We start from the raw sequence: 26,242 nt of genomic DNA, 5'->3' as shown, positions 1-26,242 counted from the left end.
TCCCTTAGATGAGCGCCCTGGCCACGTAGACGGTCCGCGGGGGGAAGTACTCGACCACAACCACGATGGATCCGGTCAGGAACTCCTCGTCGGGCACGCTGGGATGTGCGTAGAACGCCTCCACGCCGCCCCTGACCGGGATCATGACCTCGCCGACGAGCCCTGGGCCGATCTTTCCCGTGACCCTGCCCTGCTTGCCGACCACCGGACTCCCCCCGCTCGCGATATTCCGGACGCTACTCCAAACGAGCATTCGCGGTAATAGGCCGCACGAAGATTCCGGCGGGCCCGAATACTCGGACATTCGGGACGATTGGCGCCTGAGACGACGGTTGACGCCTGGGGAACGGGGTATTCGCGCCTCGACGGTTTGGGCCCGGCCTGGCGACGCCGTCGCGGCGGCCCTCCGCGCTGTGGAGGTGAAGGCGCTGTGAAGCTGTGGGCGCGGGTCTTCCTGATCGGGTTCGTCTTGTGGCTGGCCAGCGTCGCGGTCACCTCCTGGACGGCCAACTCCAACCTCGTGCCGACCGTGGTGCTGATCGGCAGCTTCCTGGTGCCCGTGACGTTCGTGGTCTGGGCGTACGGGCGCGACCGCTCGCCGCAGGTGACGGTGGAGCTGCTGTTCGTGGCGTTCGTGGTGGGCGGCGTGCTGGGCGTGCTGGGCGCGTCCCTCCTCGAGAGCCTGCTGATCCGCCCGTCGATCGCCATGTACGTCCTCGTCGGCCTCATCGAGGAGGGCGTGAAGCTCGGCGCGCTGATGTTCCTCACCAGGAGGATGGTCCGGCGCTCCGCCCGGGACGGCATCGTGCTCGGCGCCACCGTCGGCTTCGGCTTCGCCGCGTTCGAGAGCGCCGGGTACGCCTTCAACGCCCTCTTCACCTCCGACGGCCTGTCGCTGTCCCAGCTCGTCGAGACCGAGGTGCTGCGCGGCATCCTGTCGCCCGTCGGGCACGGCCTGTGGACGGCCATCGCCGGCGGCGTGCTGTTCGCGGCGCGTGGCCGGCTCACCGGCTCCGTCGTCCTGGCCTACCTCGGCGTCTCGCTGCTGCACGCCCTCTGGGACTCCATGACCGCCATCGCGATCGCGATCACGCTCGTGCTGACCGGCCAGCCGTGGCAGTGGGAGCTCCTGCGCATCGGCCGGGTCCCGAACGTGACCACATGGCAGGTACACGTGTACACCATGGTCAACTGGGCCGGGCTCATCACGATCTCGCTGGTAGCGCTGCTGTGGCTGCGGACGATCGCCGCCAAGGCCCGTCGCGGGCGCGAGATCTTGTCCCAATAATCACGGTAATGAACGTGTTCCTCCCACTGCGCCGGAACCATAAACGGTGCTAGTCTCCTATGCGATCTTCCGGAGGTGTATTTACACAAGGTGTGGAAATGCCCCCGACTCGAGGTTGGGACATGGGCTCGCGAAACCGGTCAATTCGGTTCAAGATCTTCTTATTGTTGCTGCTACCCCTCCTGTCTCTGAGCGCGCTCTGGGGTTTCGTCCTCAACCTCACCATGGGCGACGCCCAGTCACTGCTCCGCGCGAACACGCTCTATCGGACTCTCGGTGTCACCTCCACCGACCTGGGACTACAGCTGCAGGCGGAGCGGGTGCGCTCCGCCGAGACGCTCACCACGCGTAAGCTCACCTCGGTGCTCAGCGCCCAGCGCGCCCGCACCGACCGGTCCGCCACCGACTTCAAGCTGGCCGTCATGGAGGCCGGCGGCTCGGTCGGCGACGACCTGCGGCTGCCGCTCGACACCCTCCAGTCCGCCCTCGGCCGCCTCGGGGCGATCAGGGCCGACATCGACGGGGGCCTCGGCTCCCGGCTGGCCGGGCTGAACGAGTACAACCGCATCCTCGACGCGATCTTCACCCTCTACGACCACCTGGTCTCCGTCTCCGACCTGACGATCTTCCAGCAGGCGTCCTCGCTGCAGGCCATGGGCATGGCCAGGGAGTACATCGCCAGGGAGCACGCGCTCATCATCGGGGCCCTGGCGGACCGCCGGCTCACGGCGCCCGAGGTCTCCGCCTTCACCGAGTACGCGGCCTCCAGGAAGTTCCTGCACGCGCGCGGCCTGGCCGGGCTCGACGTGACGCTGCGCCGGCCGTACGAGCAGGTCTTCGCCACCGAGCCGTTCCAGACCTTCGCCACCATGGAAGCGCGGATCATCAAGACCGGCAGCCCGCCCCCCACCGCCGAAGGCTGGACCGAGGCCGTCGACCAGCTCACCTCGCGGCTCGACCAGCTCGGCTCCTCCTCTGCCGGCGTGCTGGCCACGCGCACGTCCGAGGCCGCGACCTCCACCATCGTCAAGATCTCCGTCGCGGGCGGCGTGGGCTTGATCGCCGTGCTCGCGTCGATCATCATCTCTGTACGCTTCGGCCGCCGTCTGGCCGGCGAGCTGGCCGGGCTGCGTTCCGCCGCGATCGAGCTGTCGCAGAGCCGGCTGCCCGACATCGTCGAGCGGCTGCGCAGGGGCGAGGAGGTCGACGTGCGGAAGGAGGCCAGGGCGATCAGGGTGCACGGTTCCGCTGAGATCACCGACGTCGCCAGGGCCTTCGGCTCCGTGCAGCGCACCGCCGTGACGGCGGCGGTCGGCCAGGCCGCGATGCGGCGCGGGGTCGGCCAGGTCTTCCTCAACCTCGCCCGCCGCAAGCAGGGCCTGCTGCACCGGCAGCTCTCGCTGCTGGACGCCATGCAGCGCCGTACGCACGACCCCGACCGGCTCGAGGAGCTCTTCCGCCTCGACCACCTGACCACCCGCATGCGGCGGCACGCGGAGAGCCTGATGATCCTCTCCGGGTCCGCGCCGGGACGGGCCTGGCGCAAGCCGGTGCCCGTGATCGACATCGTCCGCGCCGCCATCGCCGAGATCGAGGACTACACCAGGGTCTCCGTCGAGGGCATGCCGGTCGCCGCGGTCGACGGCACCGCCGCCGCCGACCTCACCCACCTGGTGGCCGAGCTGGTCGAGAACGCCACCATCTACTCACCGCCGGACACCACGGTCCAGGTGCGCGGCGACCTGGTGAGCAACGGATACGTCATCGAGGTGGAGGACCGGGGGCTCGGGCTGTCGGTCGCCGAGTACTCGGCGTTCAACACGCGGATGGCCGCGCCGCCGGAGTTCGACCTGGCCGACAGCGACAGGCTGGGCCTGTTCGTGGTGGCCAAGCTGGCGGAACGGTACGGGATCAAGGTGCTGCTGCGGGCCTCGCCCTTCGGCGGGACGACGGCCATCGTGCTCGTGCCGCGTTCGATGGTGACCGAGCAGGCGGCGCTGGAGGCGGGCGACGTCGACGGCAAGGCCGATCTGCCGAGCCGTACGCGGAAGAAGGCGCTCGCCGTGGTGACCTCGGGCACCCACGCGGGACTGCCCAGGCGGGTGCGGCAGGCCAACCTGGTGCCGCAGCTCAAGGAGAGCCCGCCGCTCGGGCAGGAGCGGGCTCCCGAGCAGGAGCCGCGCGAGCAGGAGCCGCCGCCCGAACGCTCTCCGGACGAGGTAAGGGACTTGTTCTCCGCGTTCCAGCGGGGGACCCAACGAGCCCGAGAAGAAGCCTCTGAGGAGGGGCCATGAGTAAGGGGGATGCATGACTTTGCCGACCACCAACACCGGTGAGCTCAACTGGCTGCTGGACGATCTTGCCACCAGGGTCGCCGCGGTGCGCCAGGCCGTCATCTTGTCGACCGACGGCCTCGCGATTGGGTACTCGAAAGGCTTGGTCCGGGAGGACGCCGAGCACCTGTCGGCGGTTGCGGCCGGGTTCCAGAGCCTGGCCCGTGGCACCGGACGCCATTTCGGCGGCGGCGACGTGCGTCAGACCATTGTGGAGATGGAGTCGGCCTTCCTGTTCGTGACAGCGGCGGGACAGGGCACCTGCCTGGCCGTGATCGCCGATGCGAACGTGGACGTCGGCCACATCGCCTACGAGATGGCGATGCTGGTCAAGCGGGTGGGCCAGCACATCACCACCAATCCGCGCGCTGGAGCGTCATGAGCGATAGCCCGCAGTGGTTCGATGAGGACGCGGGGCCCGTCGTTCGGCCCTATGCTCTCATTCGCGGCCGTACACGTTCCTCAGGGGACATGTTCGACCTCGTGGCAACCGTGCGCGCCATCGGCGACCCGCCTGGCGAGCTCGGTCCCGAACAGCAACTCATCCTGCGGGCAGCTCGCAATCCGATCTCGGTGGCCGATCTGGCCGTCGAGCTCGACCTGCCCGTCGGCGTCGTCCGGGTCCTGCTGGGCGACATGCGTGACCACGGCCTCATCTCGGTGTCGTCGCCCTCATCCGGAGGGTCGCGGTCGAATGAGCGCATTCTCAAGGAAGTGATCAATGGACTCCGTGCTCTCTGAGGACCCCGTCGCGCTGAAGATTCTCATCGCAGGGGGGTTCGGCGTCGGCAAGACCACACTGGTCGGGGCGATCAGCGAGATCAAGCCGCTGCGCACGGAAGAGGTGCTCTCCGACCGTGGGATCGGAATCGACGACCTCGACGGCGTGGAGGCCAAGAACACCACGACCGTGGCGATGGACTTCGGCCGCATCACGATCCGCGACGGGCTGGTCGTGTACCTGTTCGGGACGCCCGGCCAGGAGCGGTTCTGGTTCATGTGGGACGAGCTGTCCTACGGCGCGCTGGGCGCCGTCGTGATCGCGGACACGCGGCGGCTGACCGACTGCTTCCCGTCCGTCGACTACTTCGAGCAGCGCGGCACGCCGTTCGTGGTGGCCGTCAACTGCTTCGACGGGGCGGCGCGGCACAGCGTCGAGGACGTGCGCATCGCGCTCGACCTGGACGACGACGTACCGGTCATGCTGTGCGACGTGCGGAGGCGCACCTCCGCCAAGGAAGTCATGATCGCCCTCGTGGAGCACTCCCTGCGGACGCTGGCCTCAGCGAACTAGAGCGCCCTGAGGCCGTTGATCACCTCTCGGAGCAGGCTCTCCGTGGGCGTCGCGGCCTTGTCGCGGGGCGGGCGGACCGTGACCAGTCCGTGGTCGAGCAGGTCGCCCAGCAGCACTCTCACGACGCCGACGGGCAGGCCCAGATCCGAGGCGACCTCGGCGACGGGCCTGGTCTGACCTGCCACGACGCTCAGCAACCGCCGGTGCTGGGCGCTGAGCTCCGCCTTGGCCGGGACGGGCAGCCCCGTCCCGGCGACGGTCGCCAGCAGGTCGAGGGCGTTGGAGGAAGTGGGCCTGGTGCGCCCACGCGCGACCGCGTACGGCCGCACGACGGGGCCCGCCTCCTCATCCACCCACTCGTGCTCGCCGCTCACGATTGAGATCCCCCATCCTGGTCACTGGCGTCCTGCCGCCCGCGCTGCCAGCCCGACTGGAGCGAGGAGAGCAGCGCCCTGGCCTCCTCCGGTGAGCGCTCCTCGGCCGGCGGCGCCGGTGGCGGCGTCTGCTTGAGCCGCTGCGGCAGGTCCGCCTGCCGCTCGCGCTGCGGCAACCCTGTCTCCCTCTGGCGCTGCGGCAGCCCCGTCTCCCTCTGGCGCTCGCGCTGCGGCAACCCGGTCTCCCGCTGCCGCTGGCGGCGCGGCAGGTCGGGCTCCTGTTGCTGCTGCGGCAGGGCCATCGGGCCGCTGCCCGTCTGCTGCTGTGACACCTGCTGTGACACCTGCTGGGGCACTTGCTGGGGCACTTGCTGGGGCACGGCCACGGGGCCGGTCCCGCCCGTCTGCTGGCCTCGCTTGCTGGTACGGACCCGGCGCGGCAGCTCGCCCGGCCCCGTGGGCTCCTGCCGGACTTCACCGCGGCCGAGCACCGAGACCGAGACGGACTCGAACGCCATCGGCTGCACCGGGGTCGCCATGGGCTCCACCAGGGAGCCGGGCACGAGCACGATGGCGGTGGTGCCGCCGTACGGCGAGGGCTTGAGCGTCACCTTGACGCCGTGCCTGGCCGCGAGCATGCCGACCACCGCGAAGCCCAGCCGTTCGGTCTGGGAGGGGTCGAACTCCTGCGGGCTGGCCAGGCGCGCGTTGATGCCCCTGCGGGCGGCCTCGTCCATGCCCAGGCCGCGGTCCTCAATCTCGACGGCGAAGCCCCGGCCGACCATCTCACCGCGTACGGAGACCTCGTTGCTGGGCGAGGAGAAGGAGGCGGCGTTCTCGATCAGCTCGGCGAACAGGTGCATGAGGTCGGCCACCGCCGCGCCCGAGACGCCGCACTCGGCCATCGGGTAGACGCGTACCCGGGTGTACTCCTCGACCTGGGCCGCCGCGCCGCTCAGCACGTCCTCGATCGGGATGACGCCGCGCCACCTGCGGCCCGCCGCGCCACCCGAGAGCAGCACCAGGCCCTCGGCGTGGCGGCGCATGCGGGTGGTCAGGTGGTCGAGCCTGAACAGGCGCTCCAGCGCCTCCGGCTCCTCCGTCTGGCGCTGCATCTCGTCGAGCATCTTGAGCTGGCGCTGCAGCAGCGACTGGCTGCGCCTGGCGAGGTTGCGCAGCGCCTGCGACACGCCCTCGCGCAGCCTGGCCTGCTCGACGGCCGCGTCCACGGCCGTGCTCTGCACGCTGTCGAACGCCGCGGCCAGGTCGGCGACCTCGCTGGTCGAGCCGCGATCCACCGCAATGGGCGGCGCCTCGGTGGCGATGTCCACGCTCTCGCCCTTGCGCAGCTTCGTCACGACGTCCGGCAGCCGGATCTCGGCCAGGTCCAGCGCGGTACGGCGCAGCGTCCGCATCTCGCGGGTGAGCCTGCGGCCGACCCTGATCGAGATGACGATGGAGAAGATGACGGCGATGAGGCCGAGCGCGCCCGCGATGGCCGCCCGCACCACGATGCCCACGCCCGCGGGCTCCATCCGGGCCAGCAGCTTGTCGCCGGTGCGCCAGACGGCTTCGCGGTATTCCTTCTGCACCTGCTCGGACACGCCCCGCCACAGCTCGACGTCCACAGGCTGGCCGGAGATGTAGCTCTCCAGCAGGTTCTCCATGGTGCCGTAGCGCGGGGAGTAGAACAGCTTCTCGAACGGGGCCCGCAGCTCGGTGTCGAGGTTGGCCAGGGCCTTGGGGAACAGGTACGTCCTGGTGTGGTCCAGGCCGGCCAGCAGGTGGAGGTCGGAGTGCATGGTCATCCGGCCGTTCCCGGCGACGATCAGCGCGTGCTCCCGGCTCAGCAGCTCGCGTACCTCGTCAGCGGCGATCAGGCCCTGGGCCTGCAGCGCCATCTGGAGGTCGGTGCTGACCATCATCCTGGAGTACAGCAGGTGGATCTCGTCGGAGACCTTCGCGTACTCGGTGACGAGGGTGCCGGGGGTGAGCTTGCGGCCGTCCACCTTGCTGCGGATGTCCGGGATCCGGTCGATCGCCTCGAAGACATTCTGGAGCTGGGTCTTCATGTCCTGCGTGAGCGCCGACTGCACGTCCTCGGACATGGCGCGCTCGCGCAGCGTCTTGCGGTTGTTGTCGACCTTGGCCCGCGCCTTGTTCAGCGCGTCGGGGGCCGTGACCGAGCCCGCGATCCGCTCGGCGGAGGCCAGGCGCTCGGTCTGGAGGTTGGAGATCAGGCCGTCGGCGTTGTTGATGACGCCCGTCCAGATCGTCTCGACCTTGAGCAGGTTGAGCGCGTCCCCCGACGTGGTGCTCGCGGCGAAGCCCCAGAGTGCGACCAGGGAGACCAAGGGGATGACCAGCAGCGTCGAGATCTTGAATCTGATGGATCTGCCCGATGCCATGACACCTGCTCCCGGATAGAAGATCGCGGGAGAGAATAGCATCGAAACAGGTGGTTTTAAGATCGACTTGCGATAAATCTGTGATATGTCAGGAAATTCGCACGTTGCGCATCAGCTCGGCTGGTCACTGGACGCCAGGTCAGCCACGCCAGCCACGCGGCCAGCACGCCCAGCAGTGTCACCTCCGCGCCCAGCAGCAACCGCTCGACGAGCCCGATCATCACCCGCTCGCCGGGCAGGGCCACGTACGTGATCGCCAGCAGCCCGAACCCCCCGGCCAGGGCCACCCACTCCACCACCCGCGCCACGGGCTTCCAGCGGGCGTCTGAGCCCAGTCTGGGCACCATCAACGCCCCCGCGGCGGGCAGGCTCACGAATGCCGCGACGGACACGTACCGGTGGATCTGGGCCGCGAGGTCGAGATCCGTCCCGAGGGGCGTGGTCGGGACCACGGCCGCCACGACCAGGGCCCCGGACCACACCCCCAGCAACCACTGAGGCATCCCCCGCACCGGCGCGCCGGCCGCCCGCAACCCCAGGAGCAGCGCCAGGGACCCCAGCCCGAGCACCGCCATGGCGACCTCCGTGACGCCCCCGCGGTCGGACACGGCGTATTCGCTGATGGTCACGTTCATGGGGTCGAGCTGAGGATCGGGCCCGAACTGCCCGACCAGCACGGCGACCACCGAGAACAGGATCGCCGCGCAGGCGATCAGGGGGGAGAGCCTCTTCACTGCGGTCATGAGGCAACTCTCCCGCCGGGGACAAGTGTTTAACATCGGGCGCCATCCCCGACCCGACCCTGACCCGACCCTGAGAGGGGGGTGACGTGCTTATGGCGATCCTGCGGATCGCGGCTCGGTCGCTGAAGTCCGGTGTCTTCCCTCGTCACTCGGTCGCTTCGCTCCCTCCCTCCTCAGTCCAGACACCGGCGCTCCCTCGCAGCTGGATGATCTGGACGTAGTTGCCGTCCGGGTCGATCGCGGTGGCGAACAGGCTGCCGTCGCGGTCCTCGAGCTGCGCCAGCCACGTCACGCCCGCGCTCTCCATGCGCTCGGCGACCGCGCGGGCGTCGGACACGTCGAAGTTCAGGATCACCCTGCCGGGCTCGGGATTCTTGTCCGACACGTCCGTCCGCGTGTCGATGAACAGGTAGAACTCGCCGAACTTGAGCACCCCGTACCCGCCGACGTCGGAGTTGTCCTCCGGGTCGAGGGCGTCGGCGTACCAGGTGCGCAGACGCTCGGGGTTCGTGCTGGCGAGCAGCAGGCTGCCGAGAACGGGTCGCCTCATCGCGGGCTCCTCCGATGGTGTTGACGGGCTTTCCACCAGACAGACCGGACGGAGCGGGAGAACTCATCGCCGTGCACGCAAAAAGTCCGCGCGGCCCGCCCAGCCGGGCGTGCCGCGCGGAGTTCGGCGCCGGGGGTCAGCCTGTGCGGAGGGTGAGCCCGTAGACGCTCAGGATCTCGTTGACGGGCTGGTGGTACGTGGTCCCGCCGACGGAGCAGTTGCCCGAGCCGCCCGAGGTGACGCCCTGGGCCTGGTTGCCCGAGATGAACGAGCCGCCCGAGTCGCCGGGCTCGGCGCAGGCGCTGGTGCGGGTCAGGCCGGTGACGGTGCCCTGCGGGTACGTGACCGTGGCGTTGTGCTGCTGGATGGTGCCGCAGCGCCAGCCGGTGGTCGAACCGGAGCGGCAGATGGACGAGCCCACGGCGGCCTGGGTGGAGCCGCGGACGATCACGTTCGCGCCGCCGGAGCCGCGTACCCACGGCTGCGGGGTGTTGCCGGGAGCGGCGACCCAGGCGTAGTCGTTACCCGGGAAGGACGCGCCCTGGAAGGTGCCCGTCGGGTTGGTGGTGTTGGTGGCCACGCGGCAGTGCCCGGCGGTGACGAAACCGGGGGTGCTGCCCCTGGTGACGGAGAAGCCGACGCTGCAGCGGCTGGAGCCGATGTAGAACGGGTTGCCGCCGATGATGTCGATCAGCGGTACGGGCCGCTCGGCGGTCGCCGACACGCTGACCGCGCTCCTGTCCACGCCCGCGGCCTTGGCCAGGGCCTCGGCGGCCTCCACCGTGGGCGCCTGGATGGCGACGCTGTTGGTCTTGACGTCCACGAACCACAGCGCCGCCCCGGCCTGGGCCTTCTTCGGCGCCTGGTCGAGCTGCTGCACGACCGCGTCGAGCTGGGCGAGCGAGCGTGCGACCACGACCGGCTCGGCGCCCTGCTCCTTGATGGTGGCGGTGGCGTTGGGGTCGGTGGTGGCGACCAGGAACTTGGAGGCGTCGTCGTTCAGCCAGGCGCCGCCGTACGACGCGCCGAGCTGGGAGGTGAGCTTGGCCTGGGTGGACGCGGCGCGTTCCTCGTTGGCCAGCCGGGCGTTGACCTGCTGCTCGGAGAGTCCGAGGTCCCTTTCGAGCGCGTCGACGACGGACGGGGGAAGGGATGGGGAGGCGGATTGAGGCGCCGAGTCAGCTGCTGCGGTGCTGAGGGGGGTGGCCAGGCAGGCGGCGAGGATGACGCCGCCGACCAACGCACAGCGTTTACTCAACATGTGCACTCCTCGGGTGGGGGTGCTGTCAAGCTAACGGCTGCTAAGGCGCCTGCCAGCATGCCAAACAGGCTCTATTTCGGTGTTATGGGGGCTTTTCGGACACAGGAGCCATGGCCCGATTTATCGCCTTAAAGGTGGGCCCCGGCGCCGCCGCCGCTGCCCAAGCGGATCCCGTCTTCCCGCTCCTGAGGGCTAGGCGGACCTGGCCTCCGGCAGCGGGATCCACTTGTGCGCCCACGTCACCAGCTCGTCCAGCACCGGCCGCAGCTCCTGCCCCATCTCGGTCAGGTGATATTCGACGCGCACCGGCGAGGTGGGCAGCACGCGGCGCTCGATGAGCCCGGCGCCCTCCAGCTCGCGCAGCCGCCGGGCCAGCATCGTGTCGTTGATGCCGGGGATGGCCGCCTTGAGGTCGGCGTACCGGTGGGCGCCCTTGAAGATCATGTGGATCACCGCGCCCGACCAGCGAGCACCGATCAGCTCCAAGGCGACGTGGAAGCGCACGCAGACCGAATCGAGACTCATGCCACAAATCCTACCAGCGCTTGCTCAGAAATATGTAGTACCTCAATAATGTTGAGTAGCTACACCGCCTGAGTGAAGGAGCATGTCATGGGCAAGCCGGTCCTGCAGATCGTCGTCGCCAGCACCCGTCCCGGTCGCGCCGGGCGCGCCATCGCCGAGTGGTTCCAGGGCAAGGCCGTGGAGTCGGGGCTGTTCGAGGTGGAGCTGATCGACCTGGCGGAGGTCGCGCTGCCGTTCCTGGACGAGCCCCACCACCCCCGGCTCAAGCAGTACGTGAACGCGCACACCAAGGAGTGGAGCGCCACCGTCGAGCGGGGCGACGCGTACGTGTTCGTGACCCCCGAGTACAACCACAGCTTCAACGCCGTGCTGAAGAACGCCCTCGACTACCTGCACCACGAGTGGCAGCACAAGGCGGCCGGGTTCGTCAGCTACGGCGGCGTCTCCGGCGGCACCCGCGCCGTGAACAGCCTGCGCCAGGTCACCAGCACGCTGAAGATGATCCCGGTGGTGGAGGCGGTGAACATCCCGTTCTACGCGCAGTTCATCGGCGAGGACGGCGAGGTGCGCGCCAACGACGTCATGGACGCCGCCGCCGGCGCCATGCTGGCCGAGCTGGCCAAGCTGACCGGCGCGTTGCGCTCGATGCGCGCCGCCTGAGCTACGCTGCCGGACGTGGCACTGGCTGTAGGTGTGGTGGTCCGTTACCGCAAGGCGGTGACGTACGGCGTGCACGCGCTGCTCGCCGCGCTGGAGAGCGCCGGGGTGGAGCACGAGCTGAGACTCGGCACCACCCCTGAGGAGACCGCGGAGCACATCACGGCCAGCCAGGCCGACCGCGTGCTCGTGCTCTGGTCGTTCTACTCGCCCGACGCCGAGGCCATGGCCGCCGAGCTGGCCACGGTCAGGTCGCTGAGCGGCGGCCGGGGGCTGCACATCGCGGGCGGCGTGCACGCCACGGCCGAGCCGCAGCAGGTCATCGACGCGGGCTGGGACCTGGCGGGGATCGGCGAGGGCGAGACCACGATCATCTCCCTCGTCCGGGCGCTCCAGCAGGACGAGCCGCTCACCTCGGTGCCCGGGCTGGCGATCAAGGACGCCGACGGCGTCGCCCTGCGCACGAGGCCGGCGCCGCAGCTGCCGCTCGACGCGTTCCCCTCCTTCGTGGGCCGGAACGGGCCGATCGAGATCACCCGCGGCTGCCGCTACACCTGCCGCTTCTGCCAGACGCCGTTCATGTTCGGCGGGCAGTTCCGCCACCGCTCGGTCGCCAGCGTGCGCGAGCACGTGCGCGGGATGGTCGACAGGGGCCTGCGCGACATCCGCTTCATCACGCCGACCTCGCTCTCCTACGGCTCCCCCGGGCCCGATCCCGACCTGGGCAAGGTGGAGGAGCTGCTGGCCGGGGTCAAGGAGGAGCTGCCAGCGCGCGGCCGGGTCTTCTTCGGGAGCTTCCCCTCGGAGGTGCGGCCCGAGCATGTCACCCCCGAGGCCATGCGCATGCTCAAGCGCTACGTGGCCAACGACAACCTGATCATCGGCGCCCAGTCCGGCTCCGACAGGGTGCTGGCCGCCTCGGGCCGCGGCCACGACACCTCACCGGTGCGCGACGCCGTCAGGATCGCGGTCGAGCACGGCTTCCGGCCGAACGTCGACTTCATCTTCGGCATGCCGGGCGAGACCGAGGAGGACCAGGAGCAGTCGCTGAAGCTCGCCTCCGACCTGGCCGAGTTGGGCGCCCGCATCCACACCCACACGTTCATGCCGCTGCCCGGCACGCCGTGGCGGGACGCCGAGCCCGCGTTCATCCCGCTGGCGACCATGAGCGAGCTGGACCGGCTGGCGCAGCGCGGCGACGCCTACGGGCACTGGCGCAAGCAGGCCGAACACGCCGTACGGCTGGCCGAGACGGCCAAGGCCTACCCGCGGCGGGCACGGCGCCGGCGCACCGGCTAGTGATCGTCGTCGTCGAAGGTGTGCATGACCCGCTCGAACGCGTCGCTGACGGGACGCAGCGCCTGAGCGAACGCGTTGACCAGCGGACTGAGGATCTCCGTCACCTCGGTCAGGAAGTCGGGACTCTTGGTTTCGGGAGGCGACCAGCGCATGGCGTCCGCGCTCAGCGTCTCCCACTCGTCGACGACGCCGTCGATGGCGTCGAGCACGTGGTCAGGATCGCTTGGCATGACCGTTCCCCGTGAAAGAAGGGTCGTATCACCACTACGGTACTTCAGACCGGGATGGACACGCCCACTCCGCCTCGGGTCCGGGCGCCGTACCTCTCCTTGTCGGCGGCCAGGTCGAGCGGGCGGATGCTGGAGCGCGCGGCGAGCACCTCGTCGGTGATCAGCGAGGCCGGCACCAGCCACGACACCTCGAACTCCAGCCCGTCGGGGTCCTTGGCGTAGAGCGCCTTGGTGGTGCCGTGGTCGGACGAGCCGACCAGCGCGCCGAGCTCGCTCAGCTTGACCGCGACCCGCTCCAGCTCGTCGAGGGTGTCGACCTCCCACGCCAGGTGGTAGAGGCCCACGGACGTGCGGCCGGCCGGGGACGGATCCGCGTCGGGGCCGATCTGGAACAGGCCCAGGTCGTGGTCGTTCGTCGAGCCGGCGGCTTGGAGGAAGGCGGCGCCCGGCATGCCCATCACGACGTCGAAGCCGAGGGCCTCGCGGTAAAAGGCGACGCTGCGTTCCACGTCGCGGACGTAAAGGACCGCGTGGTTGAGTCGTTGAACAGGCATGATGTGCCCCTTTCCGGGCGGAGTCCCGTCTCAAGTATATGAGAGTTCAACTAAATTGGGACCCGTGACGAGATGGCTGGATGCGGACGAACAGCACACCTGGCGGAACTTCCTGGCGGCGACCCAGCTCATCAACGAGGCGCTCGACCGCCAGCTCCAGCGGGACGCGAGCATGCCGCACACGTACTACATGATCCTCGTGGCGCTCTCCGAGGCGCCCGGGCGGTCGATGCGGATGAGCGAGCTGGCCGCCAGGGCGCAGAGCTCCCAGAGCCGGCTGTCACACGCCGTGGCGCGCCTGGAGGAGCGCGGATGGGTCCGGCGCGAGCGCTGCCCCGACGACGGGCGCGGCAGCTTCGCGGTGCTCACGGACGACGGGTTCGCCGCGCTGGCCGCCGCCGCGCCGGGACACGTCGAGGAGGTACGGCGCAGCCTCTTCGACGTGCTGACGCCCGAGCAGGTGCGCAGGCTCGACGAGATTTGCGTCGCAGTGCGGAACACGCTGGAGGGGTAGCGAGCGAACTGTCGTGCCGAGGCCGTAGGTTTCTCCGGGTACCCGAACAAGGAGAGGCCGATGCACGACACCGAAGAGGCGCTGTTCAGGGCGGTCCACGGCATCGCGGGGCGGTTCGCCGGCCAGCCCGTGCCCGTGGTGATGGAGGCGTTGCTGCGCCAGCTGCCCAAGGCTCCGGGCCTCGAGGTGGCGGAGATCCGCAAGATCGCCGAGGAGATCAGCGTGGGGCGCGATCCCTCGGGCTTGTGAACAGCTGATCGCCAGGGGAGCATCGAGACATGCGCCTGCCAGCCGACCCTCCACGACGACCTGGTGGCCGTCCAGCCCCGGGCGATCACGGCCTTCAGGAAAGCGCTTGCCGAGACCGGGCTCGAAGTGCCCATGGCGACCACCAACCTGTTCACCCACCCCGTCCTCCGCGACGGGGCCTTCACCGGCAACGACCGTGACGTGCGGCGATACGCCCTGCGCAACCTCGACCTGGCGATGTGCGCGAGCGCGGCCACGGCGTCCGGTTCGCCATCGAGCCCAAGCCGAACGAGCCCCGCGGCGACAGCCTGCTGCCCACGATCGGCCACGCCCTGGCGTTCATCGGCGAGCTGGAGCACCCGGAGATGGCCGGCCTCAACCGCGAGGTCGGCCACGAGCAGATGGCCGGGCTCGACTTCGTCCACGGCATCGCCGCCGTGGCACGGCGGCTACGACGGGCCGCGGCACTTCGCCTACAAGCCGTCGCGTACGGAGGACGCTTCGGACGTGTGGGTGTCGGCCGATCTCGCCTCCGACGACTTCGGTCCGGACGTCGCCGCCGCGCGCGGATACCATTTCACGCATCTCAACCAGTTTGCGCTGGAGCACTTGTTAGGAGTTCGTGGGTGACGCTGGTCGCTGGGGTCGATTCATCGACGCAGAGTTGCAAGGTCGTCATTCGTGACGCTGAGACGGGCGCGCTGGTCCGGCAGGGCCGCGCGCCGCATCCCGACGGCACGGAGGTGCATCCGTCGCACTGGTGGGACGCGTTGTTGCGGGCCATCGAGGAAGCCGGCGGGCTGGACGATGTGATCGCTATCAGTGTGGGCGGGCAGCAGCATGGCATGGTCTGCCTGGACGAGTCCGGAAATGTCGTACGTGACGCCCTGTTGTGGAACGACACCCGCTCCGCACAGGCCGCCGCCGACCTCGTGACGGAGCTGGGCGGGCCGCAGGTCTGGGCCACCGCCGTCGGATTGGTGCCGGTCGCCTCGTTCACGGTGACCAAGCTGCGCTGGCTGGCCGAGCACGAGCCGGACAACGCGGCCCGTACGGCGGCCGTCTGCCTGCCGCACGACTGGCTCTCCTGGCGCCTGGCCGGCGCGTTCGCCTCGGGGACCTTCTCCGCCGACTCCCCGGTGCCACCGCTCGACCAGCTCGCCACGGACCGGGGGGACGCCTCGGGCACGGGCTACTGGTCGCCGTCTACGGGCGCGTACCGGACGGATCTGCTGAAGCTGGCGTTCGGCTCGGTCCCCCTGCTGCCCCGGGTCCTGGGGCCGGCCGAGGCGGCGTACGAAGGGGGCGCGGCGCTGATCGCCCCCGGCACGGGCGACAACATGGCGGCCGCGCTCGGCGTGGGCGCCCGTTCCGGCGACGTCGTGGTGTCGCTGGGCACGTCCGGCACCGTGTTCGCGGTGGCGGAGTCGCCCAGCGCCGATCCGACGGGCGCGGTGGCCGGCTTCGCCGACGCCACGGGACGGTTCCTGCCGCTGGTGTGCACGCTCAACGCCGCCCGCGTCATGGACGCCGCCGCCCGCATCGCCGGGGTGAGCCTGGACGCCCTGAGCGAGCTGGCTCTCCAGGCCCCGCCGGGGGCCGACGGGCTGACGCTGGTGCCGTACCTGGAGGGCGAGCGCACCCCCAACCGCCCGACCGCGACGGGCTCCGTCCACGGGCTGACTCTGGCCACCTCGACCCCCGCCCACCTGGCGCGGGCGGCCATCGAGGGCATGCTCTGCGGCCTCGCCGACGCCCTCGACGCGCTGGGCACCAAGCCGGAGCGGGTGCTGCTGATCGGCGGCGCTGCCCGCTCCGAGGCGGTCCGCCGCATCGCCCCGACGATCTTCGGCGTCCCGATCACGGTGCCGCCGCCGGCCGAGTACGTCGCCAACGGCGCCGCGTACCAGGCCGCCACGCTGGTCACCACGCCGGACTGGCGGTCGGAGGAGACGGAGACGTACGAAGGGGACGCCGTCCCCTCGATCCGCGACCGCTACGCCCGCGCCACCACCCACATCCTCGACTGATCCCTGCTGTTTCCGGTCGCCTTCCCTGCCATCGGCGGGGAAGGCGACCGCCTGCTTGCCTGCCTGCCCCTGACTTTCGACAGGGGCACCGGTTGACCATCGGCCGATGACGGACCCACCTCACCGGCACCAGGCTCGCTCCCATGAACACCCCCTTTCCCGGACGATGGATCGGCGGCGTGACGCTCATCGTGGGACCGATGATCATGTGCGCCGGATACCTGCTGCGTTACCTGAGCACGATCACCGCCCTCACCCTCCAGCAGCAGGCGTGGGCCGAGGCACAGCCCTTCGCCGCCTACGGCCAGCTCCTCGCCTACACGTCGGCACCCGCCCTGCTCACCCTCTCCTACGCGGTGTTCGCGCTGGGAGCAGTGCTGCTCTTCCCCGCCTTCGTCACCCTGGCCCAGCAGGTGGGCGGCCACCTCGCCTACTGGGGCGCCACACTGCTGGTCATCGGCCTCTTCGCCCGCCTGTACTTCGCCGGCGCCGACCAGACCGCCTTCCAGCTCACCGAGGTCATCGGCCTGGACCAGGCGACGAGCGCGATCATGAAGGAGTATGTGGACATCTCCTACGGACCGTGGCGGGTGCCGGTCTGGGCCTCGGTCGGCCAGTACGCGGGCTCCCTCCTGCTCGCCATCGCCGCCTGGCGCTCGGGCCTGCTCGGCACCGCCCGCGCCGTGATGGTGCTGCTGGCCGGCGGCACGTGGATGGGCGTGCTGAAGGGCGCCTCCATCCCCGACGTACTGGTCACCGTCCTGCTCTGCGTGGCCCTGGTCCCGCTCGGCGTGCGGATCCTCCGCGACCGGCCGCCCACCACGACCGGCCGGCCGAAAGCGCTGAGCTGGTGATCACGGCTTTCGGAGATGCCAGACGATCAAGGCGGGAGTGTCCTGATAGGCCACCGCCGCCGCTTCTGAACACCACCGCTGAGCGAGAGGACCACCGTGCCCGCCGGGCGACTCGCCCCACCGAGGTTCGTGGCAGGCCGCGATCCGCAGCCCTGCCTGGTGGATGGCGCTGATGTAGTCGCTGGCCAGGAACCTGCTGGCCGGCATGGCCCGTACGCCTCCGTCCGGTCCTGCCACCCTGGGCACTCCTCCCAGATACAGCGACAACGGATGAATGTCCGACAGCACCACGTGTCCACCAGGCCGGGCAGCCCTGGCCAATTCGACCAGCGGCGGGCCCAGGGCGGGCAGATGGGTCAACGCCAGTGCGCAGACCACCACGTCGAAACTGTTCGACGGGACCGGCATGCGGCACAGGTCCCCCTGGCGGAACTCCCCCTCCGGAACCTTGGCCTCCGCCCGGACGAGCATCTCCGCCGAGGAGTCCACGCCGACGACCTCATGCCCCAGCCCCGCCAGGAACGCGGCATGCCGGCCGGTGCCGCACGCGGCGTCCAGCGCCCGCCCCGCCGCGAGCGTGCCCAGGATGCGCCGCACCAGCGGCTCCTCCACGGCGATCAGCGGGTTCCCTTCGCCGTCGTACTGCTCGGCCCACTGCGCGTACCCCTCCGTGGTGGAGGCCTGGCCGACGACCGCGCCCGCCCTCAGCTCCGGATCCGGGTCGATCACCATCTTGCGGATCTCAGCGATCCGCTGTTCCACAAAGGCCGCATCCCCCAGATCGCCGGCCTGCGCGCGCAACAGCGCGACCCCTTCCAGCCCCAGCAGCCAGGCCAGCGAGTGAGCGTAGAAAGGCATGCCGACACGATAGGAACCACGTCACCGCCACAGCCACCCAATTAAGACGGAGCCCCTAATCGCCGCCGCAGAGCGATCGGACATGGTCAGGACCTGTAGACGTCCGTAAGCGGCAGATAGGAACTGAAGTGATCGGCCACGATGTCTGCCACAGCCTCCGCATTCTCGGAGCCGTCCACCTCCAGCACCCGGATGCCCAAGCGGCGAGCGGAACGAACGGCCTCGTCCGCGACGAGTCGATCTCTGGCGAGCCGGTTGCGCTGTGCTCGATCAGGATCGCTGACTCGGTGATCGACGGCGACGGCACGGGGCAGCTCGCGAACCTGACGCCGGCGGAACTCTTCGCTCGGCACCATGACGATCATTCGCGAGGGTGAGTCGATGATGGGCGCGACCAGCTCGGGACGCAACCCCCACCCCTCGGCGATGATCGGTCGCCCCGAAACCAGGCCGCGCAGGTCATCCAGAGCCCATTCGAACCGCGTGGGAAAGCCGGCCAGCGTCTCCTCGGCCATTTTCTGAGGGCTGGTGTTCACCCAGACGGCGTCCGGGTCAGGGTCCGGGATGGGCTCGCCAAGCCGTACGCGGCGGGCGATCCGACGGTCATTGTGCGCACGTGCGTCGTGGTAGTCGTAGTGATAGGCGGTCAGCCCGTACCGGCCGGCCAGCAGCCGGGCGACGGTGGATTTACCGGCCCATTGTCCCCCTCCGATCCATAGGGCGTTGCGCAAGGTGCCGAACGGATCCCAGACGTCGCTGTTCATGGCGTTCACGGTTACAGCATGGCGACGCCGCCGGCCGAAGAAACAGTCTTGTTCTGCCTGCCCCGGACGGGTGACGATCGTAGAGAGGGCCCTTGCCGATGGGCCGCCTTGGCCTGCTTACGGGACGAACGCGCACGGCAGGCCGGTATGCCTGCCGAGGGCGGTGACCACCGGGATCCCGTCCATCTCAAGCCCGGCCAACACCTCGATGTCCCCCGGGACCAGGCAGGTCATGGCCCGAGCGATGTCATCCAGCAGGACGGGGTCACCGCGCTCAGAGCCACCGCCCACACAACGGAGAAGCAAGCACCATCGTCGGTGAACAGCGGTGGGCGCGCGCCACGTCCCGAAGTCCCACTCCTCGATCTCGCAGACGCCCTCCGGACACGCCTGCCTCGCAACCTGCTGCATCGATCAAGGCACCCTTGTATTGTTACTGACCGTTATGGGCATATAGCTCTCCGTATCATCAATAGGCCGTCTTGTCTGAAAGATGCCTATTTGTCGGGGAGTGGAGGCATCGACGATGCGGAACCGCCGGACCATGCTCGTCAGCACGTTCACGGCTGCGCTGCTGCTGACCGCAAGCTGCACCTCGGGTGGCTCGAACCCAGCACCGCCCGCCGGCCCACGAGAGCGGGCCTCGGCGGCCAAGCTTTCGATCACCCCGGCGAACGGCGCGAAGAAGGTGGCCCCGGACGCCGGGGTCAGCGTCAAGGCCACCGACGGCAAGATCACCAAGCTGACCGTCGCCGACGCCAAGGGCCATGAGGTACGCGGCACCTTGGGCGCGGACGGGACGTGGCGCCCCACGTGGCCGTTGCGGCCCTCGACGGCGTACACAGTGAGCGCGCAGGCCACCGGCACGGACGGCAAGCCTGTCACCGCGCGGGCCACGTTCACCACGCTCAAGCCGAAGCGGGTGCTGGAGAGCGGCATGTCCCCGCTGGACGGCGAGAAGGTCGGCGTCGGCATGCCCGTCCAGCTCCTGCTGTCGCGCCCCGTGACCGCCAGGAGCGACCGGGCCGCGGTCGAGAGGTCGCTGGAGGTACGGATGTCCAAGCCGGTCGAGGGCGCGTGGAGCTGGGTGAGCGACCGCGAGGTCCAGTTCAGGCCGCGCGAGTACTGGCCGGTCGGCGAGAAGGTCACGGTGGTCGCCCACCTGGCCGGGGTGCGGGCGGGGCGGGACCTGTGGGGCACGAGGGACCGCAGCCTGACGTTCACCGTCGGTGACGAGCACATCACCAAGATCCGCAATGCCACCCATCGGGCGGTCGTGCGGGAGAACGGCGAGGTCGTCAAGACCATCCCGGTCAGCCTGGGCAAGCCGGGGGACGACAGCTGGTCCGGCGTCATGATCGCCCAGGAGAAGGCCGCGGACATCCTCATGGACTCGGCCACCATCGGCAGGCCCGGCGAGTACTACGCCCGCACCAAGTGGAATGTCAGGATGACCTACAGCGGCATGTTCTTCCACGCCGCGCCCTGGTCGACCGGCGCGCAGGGCAACCGCAACGTCAGCCATGGCTGCGTGAACGCCAGCATGGCCAACGCCCGCTGGTTCTACAACTTCACGCAGCGGGGGGACATCATCGAGGTCACGGGGACGTCGCGGAAGCTCCAGTTCGGCAACGGGCCGACGCCGTGGGCGAAATCGTGGGACGACTGGGTGGCGGGCAGCGCCCTCGGCAAGTCGATCAACGCCTGATGGGAGAAACCGCGTCGGTTGGATTGGGCAGGTTGGTTGCCGCTGGTGGTGAGCACTTCCGATGCCCGGGCCGCTATGAGTCTCAGAGTCGGACCGTGCCGGATGTGTCCAGTTGTTCTTGCACTCCCGGCTCTTCCAGGGAGAGCCCATCTGCCCAGTTCAAGACGCGATCCACGGAATGGGCGCCCTTGCGGCGAATTGACGGTGTCCGCCTGTGCAGGCATGATCACGACTCAGTAGTTCATCCAGAGGATCTGAGGGACCTGGCCCTGTGACGGTCCGGCAACCTCCCGGCGGGAATCCGCGGGAAAGGTGCCAATGCCAGGAACGATGAGGGAGAGCTGATGAGCGTGCGGCTTGATGTTCCTGTCCTCGCGGGCGATCTCGTGCGGTTGGAGCCGCTGGCGATGCGGCATGCGCCGGATCTCGCGGAGGCGGCCGAGGAGGATCGGTCGTCCTACGACTTCACGCTGGTGCCTCGCGCTCACCAGATGCTGGACTACCTGGCGGCACAACTCGCCCGCGACGGGCTCACCCCATTTGCGCAGGTTCGACTCAGCGACGGCAAGGCGGTGGGATGCACCGGGCTGTGGGATCCTCGCAAGTGGCCGGATCGGGCCGGCCTGCGGGCGATCGAGATCGGCTTCACCTGGCTGGCCGCCTCGGCGCAGGGCACGGGGATCAATGCCGAGGCGAAGCTGTTGCTGCTTTCGTACGCGTTCGACGTGCTCGGCGTTGCCCGCGTCGATCTGAAGACCGACGCCCGCAACCATCGCTGCCGCCGGGCCTTGGAGCGGCTCGGCATCCCCTTTGAGGGCGTGCTGCGCGCCTGGTCCATGTCGTGGGCGCGCGGCGAGGAGGGCAAGGTCCGCGACTCGGCCATGTTCGCAGTGGTCGCCGAAGACTGGCCTACCGTCAAGCCGGTACTGCAAGCCCGTCTCACCGCCGCGACCTCCCGTTCGCCGGCTCTCTGAGAAGCTTCTGCCGGGTGATGGTGGCGATCAGGTGGTGAGGCGCCCCTGAGCACCTGGACACCGCTGCTCGAAGAGGGCCTCTCCTCCAGCAGCGTTCTCAAGGCCCGCCACCGGAACTGCAACCCTGCCGGGCGGTATTGCCGGCGATGCCTGGCCAAGGTCCGCTCCACCACCCAACGGCCGGAGATCACCCTGAATCAGCACTGGCCGGTGGGCTCGCGCACGATCTCCAGGGTGGTGCGCAGGGTGTCACGGACCCAGTCCACCAGGAGCCCGGCGAGAAGACGTCCCGGATCAGGGTGGTGAGGTACGCCGACAGCAGGGCGGGGCCTTGGTACGCAACTCGATCGGCGGCGCTTCGGTGACGCCGGCCTGTTCCCACTGCTGGAAATACCAGTACACGGTTTGCCACGGCGGCAGGTCGGTGGACCCCCGATGGCCCCGGCACTGGCCATCACGCCGTCACGCTCGCCACAGCTTCACGGCGGACGTGTGGACGAGCGTCGTTCCCTATGCCACGCGAGCGGCCGCGGACGCGACCATCGCGGCGATCCCAAGCCTCACGGGCACCCGCACTGCGGGAACCGTCCCAGTCCGCAGTCGCGGTAAAAACTCTTGTTTTCGCAGGTAGACCGCGCCTCGCGTGTCCCACCCTGTCCCACGGACAGTGCGCGCCACCTCGCTGCGGTGGTCGGATGAGCGCTGTCACCACGTAGCGATCACCACGTGCTGACGAAGGAACGAACAAAGCCGGTGAGTTCCCCGGCCAACCCGGCGAGAAAGGCAGTGACAGGACATGAACCAGCACGTCAGCGAGAACCTTCTCGGCGTCAACGACATCGACCAGCAGCCCGAAAGGCGCGGAATGAGGTTCACGCTCAACGGCGCACTTTGGTCACTTCAAGCGTTGTGGGGCTTCTTCTTCGCCGGCAGCGGTTTCGGCAAAGTGCTGTTGTACGACGAAGCTCTGTATGCGGCAGCGCCCCGGGCCGTGGCTTGGTACGCCGCGGTGCCACAGTCCCTGATCGTCTTCATCGGGGTCCTTGAGGTACTCGGCGGCGTCGGCCTGATCCTGCCGGCAATGACGGGAGTCAAGCCGAAGCTCACGCCGCTCGCCGCCGCTGGCCTGACGCTGACGATGATCCTCGCGGCCGGCTTTCATGTCATGCGCGGCGAATACGAATTGGTGCCCGCGAATCTCTTGCTGGGAGGCGTCGCGGCGTTCATCGCGGTCGGACGCTGGAAGCTGAGGCCCATCGCACCCGCGATCATCACCACCTCACGCGTACTCAAGTCGTTCGCGGTCCTGGTCGCACTGGCCCTGCTGGCATGCGCTCCGACGTGGTACACGATGACCAACGCCCAGTTTTGATCACCTGCGCTGGTAGGCAGTGGGCGCCGGGCGCGGATCGCGGCACTGCACGGCCGGCGCCTCGGCCCTGCGCCGCGCGTCCTCGGCCCGTCGCTCCGGGCGGGATCGGGGCAGATCGCCAATGCCCGTGAGTGACCGCGACTCTCCGCCTGTTCTGGCACGGATCTGGCACCCGATCGCTGCCTATGCTTACGTGTTCGGCGTGAGTTCTGATTCGGATAAGGACAGGTGTCCCGAACCTGTGCTGAAGAAGATGGACCCGGCAGGTGGCAAGGGCCGGCGCATCACCCCAGCCCTTGTTCTAGGTGCGGTTCCCCTTCTGCTGGCCAACTGGTTCGTTACTTCCGCCATCCTGGGGCGCGACTGCGTCGTGCTTTACGAGGGCGGCAACATAACTGACTGTGGTGGCCTTTCGGAGGAGGAGATGTCCGCCGCTTCGGGACTGCTCGCATTGGTGATGCTCGTACTCCAGACAGTGCTAATCGTCGTGGTGAGCCGGCGCCTGCGCTCCCGTCCGCAGTGAGGTGGCGTCGCTGTCGGTGTCGCAACGGGCACGCACCTTCTGACGCATAGGCGCCTGAACGATCTCCACTGGCATTCGTACGCGTTCGCCGCGGTTCACGACCGATGGCTACAACTCACCGAGAGACTTCACGTCCCATGAGAGCCGGATTGTGGGCTTGGTCTGGTGTTCGCGGGAGCGCCGCCTACCGCCGCATAGCTCTATAACGCTTGAGCAGTGCCGTGATTCTGTCGTGTTCACGCGCGCCGTTCAGCTCGTCGAGCAGGTCGTCAGGGCACGACTCGTAGAGGTCGCCCCACCAGCGGCGCGCCTTGTTGTCCCAGATCCGATAGCCGCCGGGAACGCCTCTGGCGACGTAGCGTCTCCTGCCCATAGTTCGTCACCCTGCAATCCGCCAGTCCACCGGTCAAGCGCCATGATCAACCCCGATACGCGGTGAGCCAAGGTGAGGAACGAACCCTGGATCGTCGATCGCCCCCGACCGTGTCCGGTGTGCGGCGGCGTGGCAACCTGGCCGACGCGTTCGGTCGGTACGGCGGGGCAGACGTACGGCGACCGGCCCGATGCCACGCCGCCGTCCGAACCCGGGATCTTGGTAGGGCGCCCAGGTCCTCAGAGGCGATGAACCTCATCCGGAATCAACGTCATAAACCAGTCGTCACAAAGACGGGTTTCGGTACATGATCGGGATCATGGACCTTCCCGTACCTCCTCTCGCCAGCCAGCGTGTCGGCTAGCGCACTGGTATGAGCGCCGCCCACGACCGCACCGTGTGGGTACTGCTGACGTCACAGGCGTTTCGCGGTCTCGGGTACGGCGTGGCCGCCGTCCAGCTCGGCGCTCTCATGGGCAGCGATGGGCTGTCGGCCACCGAGGTCGGTCTGGTGCTGGCGGCAATTCTGGTCGGTAGCTTTCTCACCAGTCTGGCCCTGGCCCGGTGGGGCGACCGCCTTGGCCGCCGCCGTGCCTACGCGGGCCTGTACGCCGCCCTGCTCCTGTGCGGCCTGATCATCGCCACCGGACTGCCCTGGTGGCTGCTGGCCGTGGCCGCCTTCAGCGGAGCGATGTCGGTCGAGGTCATCGAGTCCGGGCCGTTCACCACGCTGGAACAGGTCATGCTGGCCGGCAGCGGCCGCCCCCAGAAGCAGATCGTGCGGGGATTCGGCCTCTACAACGCGATCGCCGCCATCGCCGGGACGCTCGGCGCGCTCCTCGGGAGCCTGCCCGCCCACCGGGGGCTGCTCGGCGGCGTCCTGGCCGGCACAGCCGCCGCCGGAATGCTCCTCACCCTTCGGATACCCGCCACCGTCGAAGCTCCGGCAGCGGCTCCGGCACCCGGACTACCGCAATCGCGCATGCTGGCCCACTCCCGCGGCCCGGTGGCCCGCCTGGCGGGCCTGTTCGCGACCGACAGCCTCGCCGGCGGGTTCGTCATTCAGGCCTATGTCGGTTACTGGCTCGCGGTCCGCTTCGGGGCCACCACCCACACGATCGGGATCACCTTCGCCGTGGCCGGGATACTCCAGACCGCCTCGCTGCTGGCCGCGCCGCGGGTGGCCAACCGGATCGGGCTGCTGCCCACGATGGTCTTCACCCACCTGCCCGCCAACGTCATGCTGGCCGCAGTGCCGCTTGCTCCCTCCCTCCCGCTGGCGATCGCCCTCCTGCTCGGGCGTGCCTGCCTGTCGTCGATGGACGTGCCCGCCCGGCAGGCCGAAGCGGAGAAGGCAACTGCCTCTCCAGCGGGCGAAGTGGTGGACGTTGATCGACAGGTACGGCATGTCCGGGTCGCCGTCGCCTTTCGGCAACACTGCGGCGGCCTGGTCGAGAGCGCGACGGCAAGCTCCCTCGTCCCCCAGGACGGCGGCGGCTTCTGCTTCGGCAGCTGCGAGCCAGGTTCTGAGGCGGGCGGGGACGTGGTCGAGGTGGGTTGCGTGGATGTACTGGAGCAGTTCGGCAGCTTCGGCGGGTCGCCCCAAGTCCATGAGTACGTATGCCTGTTCGCCGGAGACGTAGGCGAGGACAGCGGGGTCGTCAGCTTCGCGGGCGGCTGCCTTGGCGCGTTCGTAGTGGTTCCACGCGTCGTTGAGGGCGACAGTGTTGATGGCCTGCCATCCGGCCAGTGACGCGGTCTCGGCGAGGAGGTGGGCGAGTTGGGCGCGGATGTGGGGGCGTACGGCGTGGTGGTGGGCGCATTCGATTTGGGCTATCTGGGCGCGCATCTTGTCGGCGATGGCGATGCTGCCGAGTCGGCGGTCTTGTAGGCGGAGGTTGTTGGTGTCCGTCGTGAGGATCATGACCATGGTGGGGTCGATGGCTGCGGCGGCGTCCAAGCGGGCAGCCAGTTCGCTGGTCTGCTCCTGGTGCTCGTCGTCGTGATCGCCTGTTGGTGAGGCGAGGTCGAGCGGGGCCAGGCCGAGAAGCATTCGGGCGTGGTCGGGCAGACCGAGTCCGGTGGCGATGCGCTCGAATACCGCCAGTTCCTCGATGGGGCCGGCTGTCCCGTTGAAGATCTTGTTGACGCGGGGTTGTGCGATCTCGGTTGCTGTCGCGATGCGTACCTGGCTGAGACCGCCGTATTTAGCGGCCATCCGGAATAGCCCGGTGATGTCGCGCTTTTGGAGGATTTCGCGGCTTTCATCGCGATCCCACACCCATTCTGGTATGTCGATGGGGTCGAAAGCGCTTCTGCGCATGTGGACCTCCGGAAATCGGCTTCCAGGTGGTGTATTGATGTGCCGCAGACGTTATATGGCTTCGAGGTATAACGCCGTGGGATATGTATAAACGGTCTGGCTGCTCATGCTGTCGGGCATGACAACTCCGGTCAGGTGTACCGAATGCGACGGCCGAGGATGGAAGATCGTCACTCGGCGCGGT

Annotated in this window: 29 protein-coding genes, 1 pseudogene and 1 riboswitch; of the genes and pseudogenes, 18 read left to right on the top strand and 12 right to left on the bottom strand. The window is 69.0% G+C overall.

The window, feature by feature from the left end:
• Positions 1 to 4 precede the first annotated feature (4 nt).
• Positions 5 to 205, bottom strand: a complete 201-nt coding sequence (locus H4W80_RS36925; RefSeq protein ID WP_192789289.1) for a hypothetical protein — start codon at positions 203 to 205, stop codon at positions 5 to 7.
• Between the two features lie 225 nt (positions 206 to 430).
• Between H4W80_RS36925 and H4W80_RS36920 the strand changes: the two genes are divergently transcribed.
• The 5 genes from H4W80_RS36920 (at position 431) to H4W80_RS36900 (ending at position 4,915) form a co-directional block, all read left to right on the top strand.
• Positions 431 to 1,288, top strand: a complete 858-nt coding sequence (locus H4W80_RS36920; protein WP_318787237.1) for a PrsW family intramembrane metalloprotease — start codon at positions 431 to 433, stop codon at positions 1,286 to 1,288.
• Positions 1,289 to 1,455: 167 nt separating this feature from the next.
• Positions 1,456 to 3,582 carry a sensor histidine kinase gene (locus H4W80_RS36915; RefSeq protein ID WP_192789288.1) on the top strand — a complete coding sequence of 709 codons (2,127 nt, stop codon included), beginning with the start codon at positions 1,456 to 1,458 and terminating at the stop codon, positions 3,580 to 3,582.
• Between the two features lie 13 nt (positions 3,583 to 3,595).
• A complete protein-coding gene (locus H4W80_RS36910; protein WP_192789287.1) occupies positions 3,596 to 4,003 on the top strand; it encodes a roadblock/LC7 domain-containing protein in 408 nt (135 codons plus the stop codon).
• Positions 4,000 to 4,362: a DUF742 domain-containing protein gene (locus tag H4W80_RS36905; protein WP_192789286.1), complete on the top strand. Its 363-nt coding sequence runs from the start codon at positions 4,000 to 4,002 to the stop codon at positions 4,360 to 4,362. Before H4W80_RS36910 ends, H4W80_RS36905 begins: the two co-directional genes overlap by 4 nt.
• Entirely contained in the window at positions 4,343 to 4,915 is a 573-nt protein-coding gene (locus tag H4W80_RS36900; protein ID WP_192789285.1) for a GTP-binding protein, read from the top strand. Before H4W80_RS36905 ends, H4W80_RS36900 begins: the two co-directional genes overlap by 20 nt.
• On the opposite strand, the gene H4W80_RS36895 is transcribed toward H4W80_RS36900, so the two are convergent.
• From H4W80_RS36895 to H4W80_RS36870, 6 genes are all read right to left on the bottom strand, one after another.
• Positions 4,912 to 5,289 (bottom strand): DUF742 domain-containing protein, encoded by a 378-nt coding sequence (locus H4W80_RS36895; RefSeq protein WP_192789284.1) that lies wholly within the window; start codon positions 5,287 to 5,289, stop codon positions 4,912 to 4,914. The genes H4W80_RS36900 and H4W80_RS36895 overlap by 4 nt on opposite strands.
• The gene (locus tag H4W80_RS36890) at positions 5,286 to 7,697 is read right to left on the bottom strand and encodes a sensor histidine kinase (protein WP_192789283.1); all 2,412 of its coding nucleotides are present in this window, start codon (positions 7,695 to 7,697) and stop codon (positions 5,286 to 5,288) included. The genes H4W80_RS36895 and H4W80_RS36890 overlap by 4 nt, the downstream gene beginning before the upstream one ends.
• Before the next feature lie 56 nt (positions 7,698 to 7,753).
• Entirely contained in the window at positions 7,754 to 8,440 is a 687-nt protein-coding gene (locus tag H4W80_RS36885; RefSeq protein WP_192789282.1) for a DUF998 domain-containing protein, read from the bottom strand.
• A 145-nt stretch (positions 8,441 to 8,585) separates the two neighbouring features.
• Entirely contained in the window at positions 8,586 to 8,990 is a 405-nt protein-coding gene (locus H4W80_RS36880) for a VOC family protein (protein ID WP_192789281.1), read from the bottom strand.
• A gap of 136 nt (positions 8,991 to 9,126) precedes the next feature.
• Entirely contained in the window at positions 9,127 to 10,251 is a 1,125-nt protein-coding gene (locus H4W80_RS36875) for a S1 family peptidase (protein WP_192789280.1), read from the bottom strand.
• Between the two features lie 192 nt (positions 10,252 to 10,443).
• Positions 10,444 to 10,776 (bottom strand): winged helix-turn-helix transcriptional regulator, encoded by a 333-nt coding sequence (locus tag H4W80_RS36870; protein ID WP_192789279.1) that lies wholly within the window; start codon positions 10,774 to 10,776, stop codon positions 10,444 to 10,446.
• Between the two features lie 87 nt (positions 10,777 to 10,863).
• Here H4W80_RS36870 and H4W80_RS36865 point away from each other — a divergent pair, with 87 nt between their 5' ends.
• Both H4W80_RS36865 and H4W80_RS36860 read left to right on the top strand, forming a co-directional pair.
• Positions 10,864 to 11,436 carry an NADPH-dependent FMN reductase gene (locus tag H4W80_RS36865; protein WP_192789278.1) on the top strand — a complete coding sequence of 191 codons (573 nt, stop codon included), beginning with the start codon at positions 10,864 to 10,866 and terminating at the stop codon, positions 11,434 to 11,436.
• Positions 11,437 to 11,451: 15 nt separating this feature from the next.
• Complete coding sequence (locus H4W80_RS36860) at positions 11,452 to 12,732, top strand: TIGR04013 family B12-binding domain/radical SAM domain-containing protein (RefSeq protein ID WP_318787236.1); 1,281 nt, start codon at positions 11,452 to 11,454, stop codon at positions 12,730 to 12,732.
• Here H4W80_RS36860 and H4W80_RS36855 read toward each other — a convergent pair.
• Positions 12,729 to 12,962 (bottom strand): hypothetical protein, encoded by a 234-nt coding sequence (locus tag H4W80_RS36855; protein WP_192789277.1) that lies wholly within the window; start codon positions 12,960 to 12,962, stop codon positions 12,729 to 12,731. The two genes, H4W80_RS36860 and H4W80_RS36855, sit on opposite strands and share 4 nt — an antisense overlap.
• 44 nt (positions 12,963 to 13,006) lie before the next feature.
• Positions 13,007 to 13,516 carry a VOC family protein gene (locus H4W80_RS36850; RefSeq protein WP_192789276.1) on the bottom strand — a complete coding sequence of 170 codons (510 nt, stop codon included), beginning with the start codon at positions 13,514 to 13,516 and terminating at the stop codon, positions 13,007 to 13,009.
• Between the two features lie 64 nt (positions 13,517 to 13,580).
• Here H4W80_RS36850 and H4W80_RS36845 point away from each other — a divergent pair, with 64 nt between their 5' ends.
• From H4W80_RS36845 to H4W80_RS36825, 5 genes and pseudogenes are all read left to right on the top strand, one after another.
• The gene (locus tag H4W80_RS36845) at positions 13,581 to 14,030 is read left to right on the top strand and encodes a MarR family winged helix-turn-helix transcriptional regulator (protein ID WP_318787235.1); all 450 of its coding nucleotides are present in this window, start codon (positions 13,581 to 13,583) and stop codon (positions 14,028 to 14,030) included.
• 60 nt (positions 14,031 to 14,090) lie between these two features.
• Positions 14,091 to 14,279 carry a hypothetical protein gene (locus H4W80_RS36840; RefSeq protein ID WP_192789275.1) on the top strand — a complete coding sequence of 63 codons (189 nt, stop codon included), beginning with the start codon at positions 14,091 to 14,093 and terminating at the stop codon, positions 14,277 to 14,279.
• A 45-nt stretch (positions 14,280 to 14,324) separates the two neighbouring features.
• Positions 14,325 to 14,909 (top strand): annotated as a pseudogene (locus H4W80_RS36835) (apurinic/apyrimidinic endonuclease family protein); the annotation flags it as partial.
• Positions 14,906 to 16,309: a xylulokinase gene (xylB, locus tag H4W80_RS36830; RefSeq protein ID WP_192789274.1), complete on the top strand. Its 1,404-nt coding sequence runs from the start codon at positions 14,906 to 14,908 to the stop codon at positions 16,307 to 16,309. The pseudogene H4W80_RS36835 and the gene xylB, both read left to right, overlap by 4 nt.
• A gap of 143 nt (positions 16,310 to 16,452) precedes the next feature.
• Entirely contained in the window at positions 16,453 to 17,163 is a 711-nt protein-coding gene (locus H4W80_RS36825) for a hypothetical protein (RefSeq protein ID WP_192789273.1), read from the top strand.
• On the opposite strand, the gene H4W80_RS36820 is transcribed toward H4W80_RS36825, so the two are convergent.
• Positions 17,164 to 18,021, bottom strand: a complete 858-nt coding sequence (locus H4W80_RS36820; RefSeq protein ID WP_192789272.1) for a class I SAM-dependent methyltransferase — start codon at positions 18,019 to 18,021, stop codon at positions 17,164 to 17,166.
• Between the two features lie 86 nt (positions 18,022 to 18,107).
• Positions 18,108 to 18,785: a hypothetical protein gene (locus H4W80_RS36815; protein ID WP_192793963.1), complete on the bottom strand. Its 678-nt coding sequence runs from the start codon at positions 18,783 to 18,785 to the stop codon at positions 18,108 to 18,110.
• Between the two features lie 526 nt (positions 18,786 to 19,311).
• Between H4W80_RS36815 and H4W80_RS36805 the strand changes: the two genes are divergently transcribed.
• The 4 genes from H4W80_RS36805 (at position 19,312) to H4W80_RS36790 (ending at position 23,362) form a co-directional block, all read left to right on the top strand.
• Positions 19,312 to 20,493: a L,D-transpeptidase gene (locus tag H4W80_RS36805; RefSeq protein ID WP_192789271.1), complete on the top strand. Its 1,182-nt coding sequence runs from the start codon at positions 19,312 to 19,314 to the stop codon at positions 20,491 to 20,493.
• A 238-nt stretch (positions 20,494 to 20,731) separates the two neighbouring features.
• Positions 20,732 to 20,830: riboswitch (SAM riboswitch) on the top strand.
• A gap of 7 nt (positions 20,831 to 20,837) precedes the next feature.
• A complete protein-coding gene (locus tag H4W80_RS36800) occupies positions 20,838 to 21,467 on the top strand; it encodes a GNAT family N-acetyltransferase (protein WP_192789270.1) in 630 nt (209 codons plus the stop codon).
• 796 nt (positions 21,468 to 22,263) lie between these two features.
• Positions 22,264 to 22,839, top strand: a complete 576-nt coding sequence (locus H4W80_RS36795; RefSeq protein ID WP_192789269.1) for a DoxX family protein — start codon at positions 22,264 to 22,266, stop codon at positions 22,837 to 22,839.
• 127 nt (positions 22,840 to 22,966) lie between these two features.
• Positions 22,967 to 23,362: a hypothetical protein gene (locus H4W80_RS36790; RefSeq protein WP_192789268.1), complete on the top strand. Its 396-nt coding sequence runs from the start codon at positions 22,967 to 22,969 to the stop codon at positions 23,360 to 23,362.
• Positions 23,363 to 23,546: 184 nt separating this feature from the next.
• Here H4W80_RS36790 and H4W80_RS36785 read toward each other — a convergent pair whose 3' ends face one another.
• Positions 23,547 to 23,735 (bottom strand): hypothetical protein, encoded by a 189-nt coding sequence (locus H4W80_RS36785; protein ID WP_192789267.1) that lies wholly within the window; start codon positions 23,733 to 23,735, stop codon positions 23,547 to 23,549.
• A gap of 373 nt (positions 23,736 to 24,108) precedes the next feature.
• On the opposite strand from H4W80_RS36785, the gene H4W80_RS36780 reads away from it, so the two are divergent.
• Entirely contained in the window at positions 24,109 to 25,488 is a 1,380-nt protein-coding gene (locus tag H4W80_RS36780; protein ID WP_225963860.1) for an MFS transporter, read from the top strand.
• Between the two features lie 306 nt (positions 25,489 to 25,794).
• On the top strand, positions 25,795 to 25,962 hold the full coding sequence (locus tag H4W80_RS36775) for a hypothetical protein (protein WP_192789265.1): 168 nt from the start codon (positions 25,795 to 25,797) through the stop codon (positions 25,960 to 25,962).
• The last annotated feature ends 280 nt before the right edge of the window (positions 25,963 to 26,242 follow it).

The sequence above is a fragment of the Nonomuraea angiospora genome (assembly GCF_014873145.1).
Classification (GTDB): Bacteria; Actinomycetota; Actinomycetes; order Streptosporangiales; family Streptosporangiaceae; genus Nonomuraea; species Nonomuraea angiospora.
Note: the sequence above shows the minus strand (reverse complement) of the source record. Positions and strands in the feature narration are given on the sequence as shown.

Excerpts from the sequence above, each read along its gene's own strand:
- H4W80_RS36910 (WP_192789287.1), top strand. The coding sequence starts at position 3,596 with ATGACTTTGCCGACCACCAACACCGGTGAGCTCAACTGGCTGCTGGAC.
- H4W80_RS36905 (WP_192789286.1), top strand. The coding sequence starts at position 4,000 with ATGAGCGATAGCCCGCAGTGGTTCGATGAGGACGCGGGGCCCGTCGTT.
- H4W80_RS36900 (WP_192789285.1), top strand. The coding sequence starts at position 4,343 with ATGGACTCCGTGCTCTCTGAGGACCCCGTCGCGCTGAAGATTCTCATC.
- H4W80_RS36890 (WP_192789283.1), bottom strand. The coding sequence starts at position 7,697 with ATGGCATCGGGCAGATCCATCAGATTCAAGATCTCGACGCTGCTGGTC.
- H4W80_RS36885 (WP_192789282.1), bottom strand. The coding sequence starts at position 8,440 with ATGACCGCAGTGAAGAGGCTCTCCCCCCTGATCGCCTGCGCGGCGATC.
- H4W80_RS36880 (WP_192789281.1), bottom strand. The coding sequence starts at position 8,990 with ATGAGGCGACCCGTTCTCGGCAGCCTGCTGCTCGCCAGCACGAACCCC.
- H4W80_RS36875 (WP_192789280.1), bottom strand. The coding sequence starts at position 10,251 with ATGTTGAGTAAACGCTGTGCGTTGGTCGGCGGCGTCATCCTCGCCGCC.
- H4W80_RS36870 (WP_192789279.1), bottom strand. The coding sequence starts at position 10,776 with ATGAGTCTCGATTCGGTCTGCGTGCGCTTCCACGTCGCCTTGGAGCTG.
- H4W80_RS36865 (WP_192789278.1), top strand. The coding sequence starts at position 10,864 with ATGGGCAAGCCGGTCCTGCAGATCGTCGTCGCCAGCACCCGTCCCGGT.
- H4W80_RS36855 (WP_192789277.1), bottom strand. The coding sequence starts at position 12,962 with ATGCCAAGCGATCCTGACCACGTGCTCGACGCCATCGACGGCGTCGTC.
- H4W80_RS36850 (WP_192789276.1), bottom strand. The coding sequence starts at position 13,516 with ATGCCTGTTCAACGACTCAACCACGCGGTCCTTTACGTCCGCGACGTG.
- H4W80_RS36840 (WP_192789275.1), top strand. The coding sequence starts at position 14,091 with ATGCACGACACCGAAGAGGCGCTGTTCAGGGCGGTCCACGGCATCGCG.
- H4W80_RS36825 (WP_192789273.1), top strand. The coding sequence starts at position 16,453 with ATGAACACCCCCTTTCCCGGACGATGGATCGGCGGCGTGACGCTCATC.
- H4W80_RS36820 (WP_192789272.1), bottom strand. The coding sequence starts at position 18,021 with ATGCCTTTCTACGCTCACTCGCTGGCCTGGCTGCTGGGGCTGGAAGGG.
- H4W80_RS36815 (WP_192793963.1), bottom strand. The coding sequence starts at position 18,785 with ATGAACAGCGACGTCTGGGATCCGTTCGGCACCTTGCGCAACGCCCTA.
- H4W80_RS36805 (WP_192789271.1), top strand. The coding sequence starts at position 19,312 with ATGCGGAACCGCCGGACCATGCTCGTCAGCACGTTCACGGCTGCGCTG.
- H4W80_RS36800 (WP_192789270.1), top strand. The coding sequence starts at position 20,838 with ATGAGCGTGCGGCTTGATGTTCCTGTCCTCGCGGGCGATCTCGTGCGG.
- H4W80_RS36795 (WP_192789269.1), top strand. The coding sequence starts at position 22,264 with ATGAACCAGCACGTCAGCGAGAACCTTCTCGGCGTCAACGACATCGAC.
- H4W80_RS36785 (WP_192789267.1), bottom strand. The coding sequence starts at position 23,735 with ATGGGCAGGAGACGCTACGTCGCCAGAGGCGTTCCCGGCGGCTATCGG.
- H4W80_RS36780 (WP_225963860.1), top strand. The coding sequence starts at position 24,109 with ATGAGCGCCGCCCACGACCGCACCGTGTGGGTACTGCTGACGTCACAG.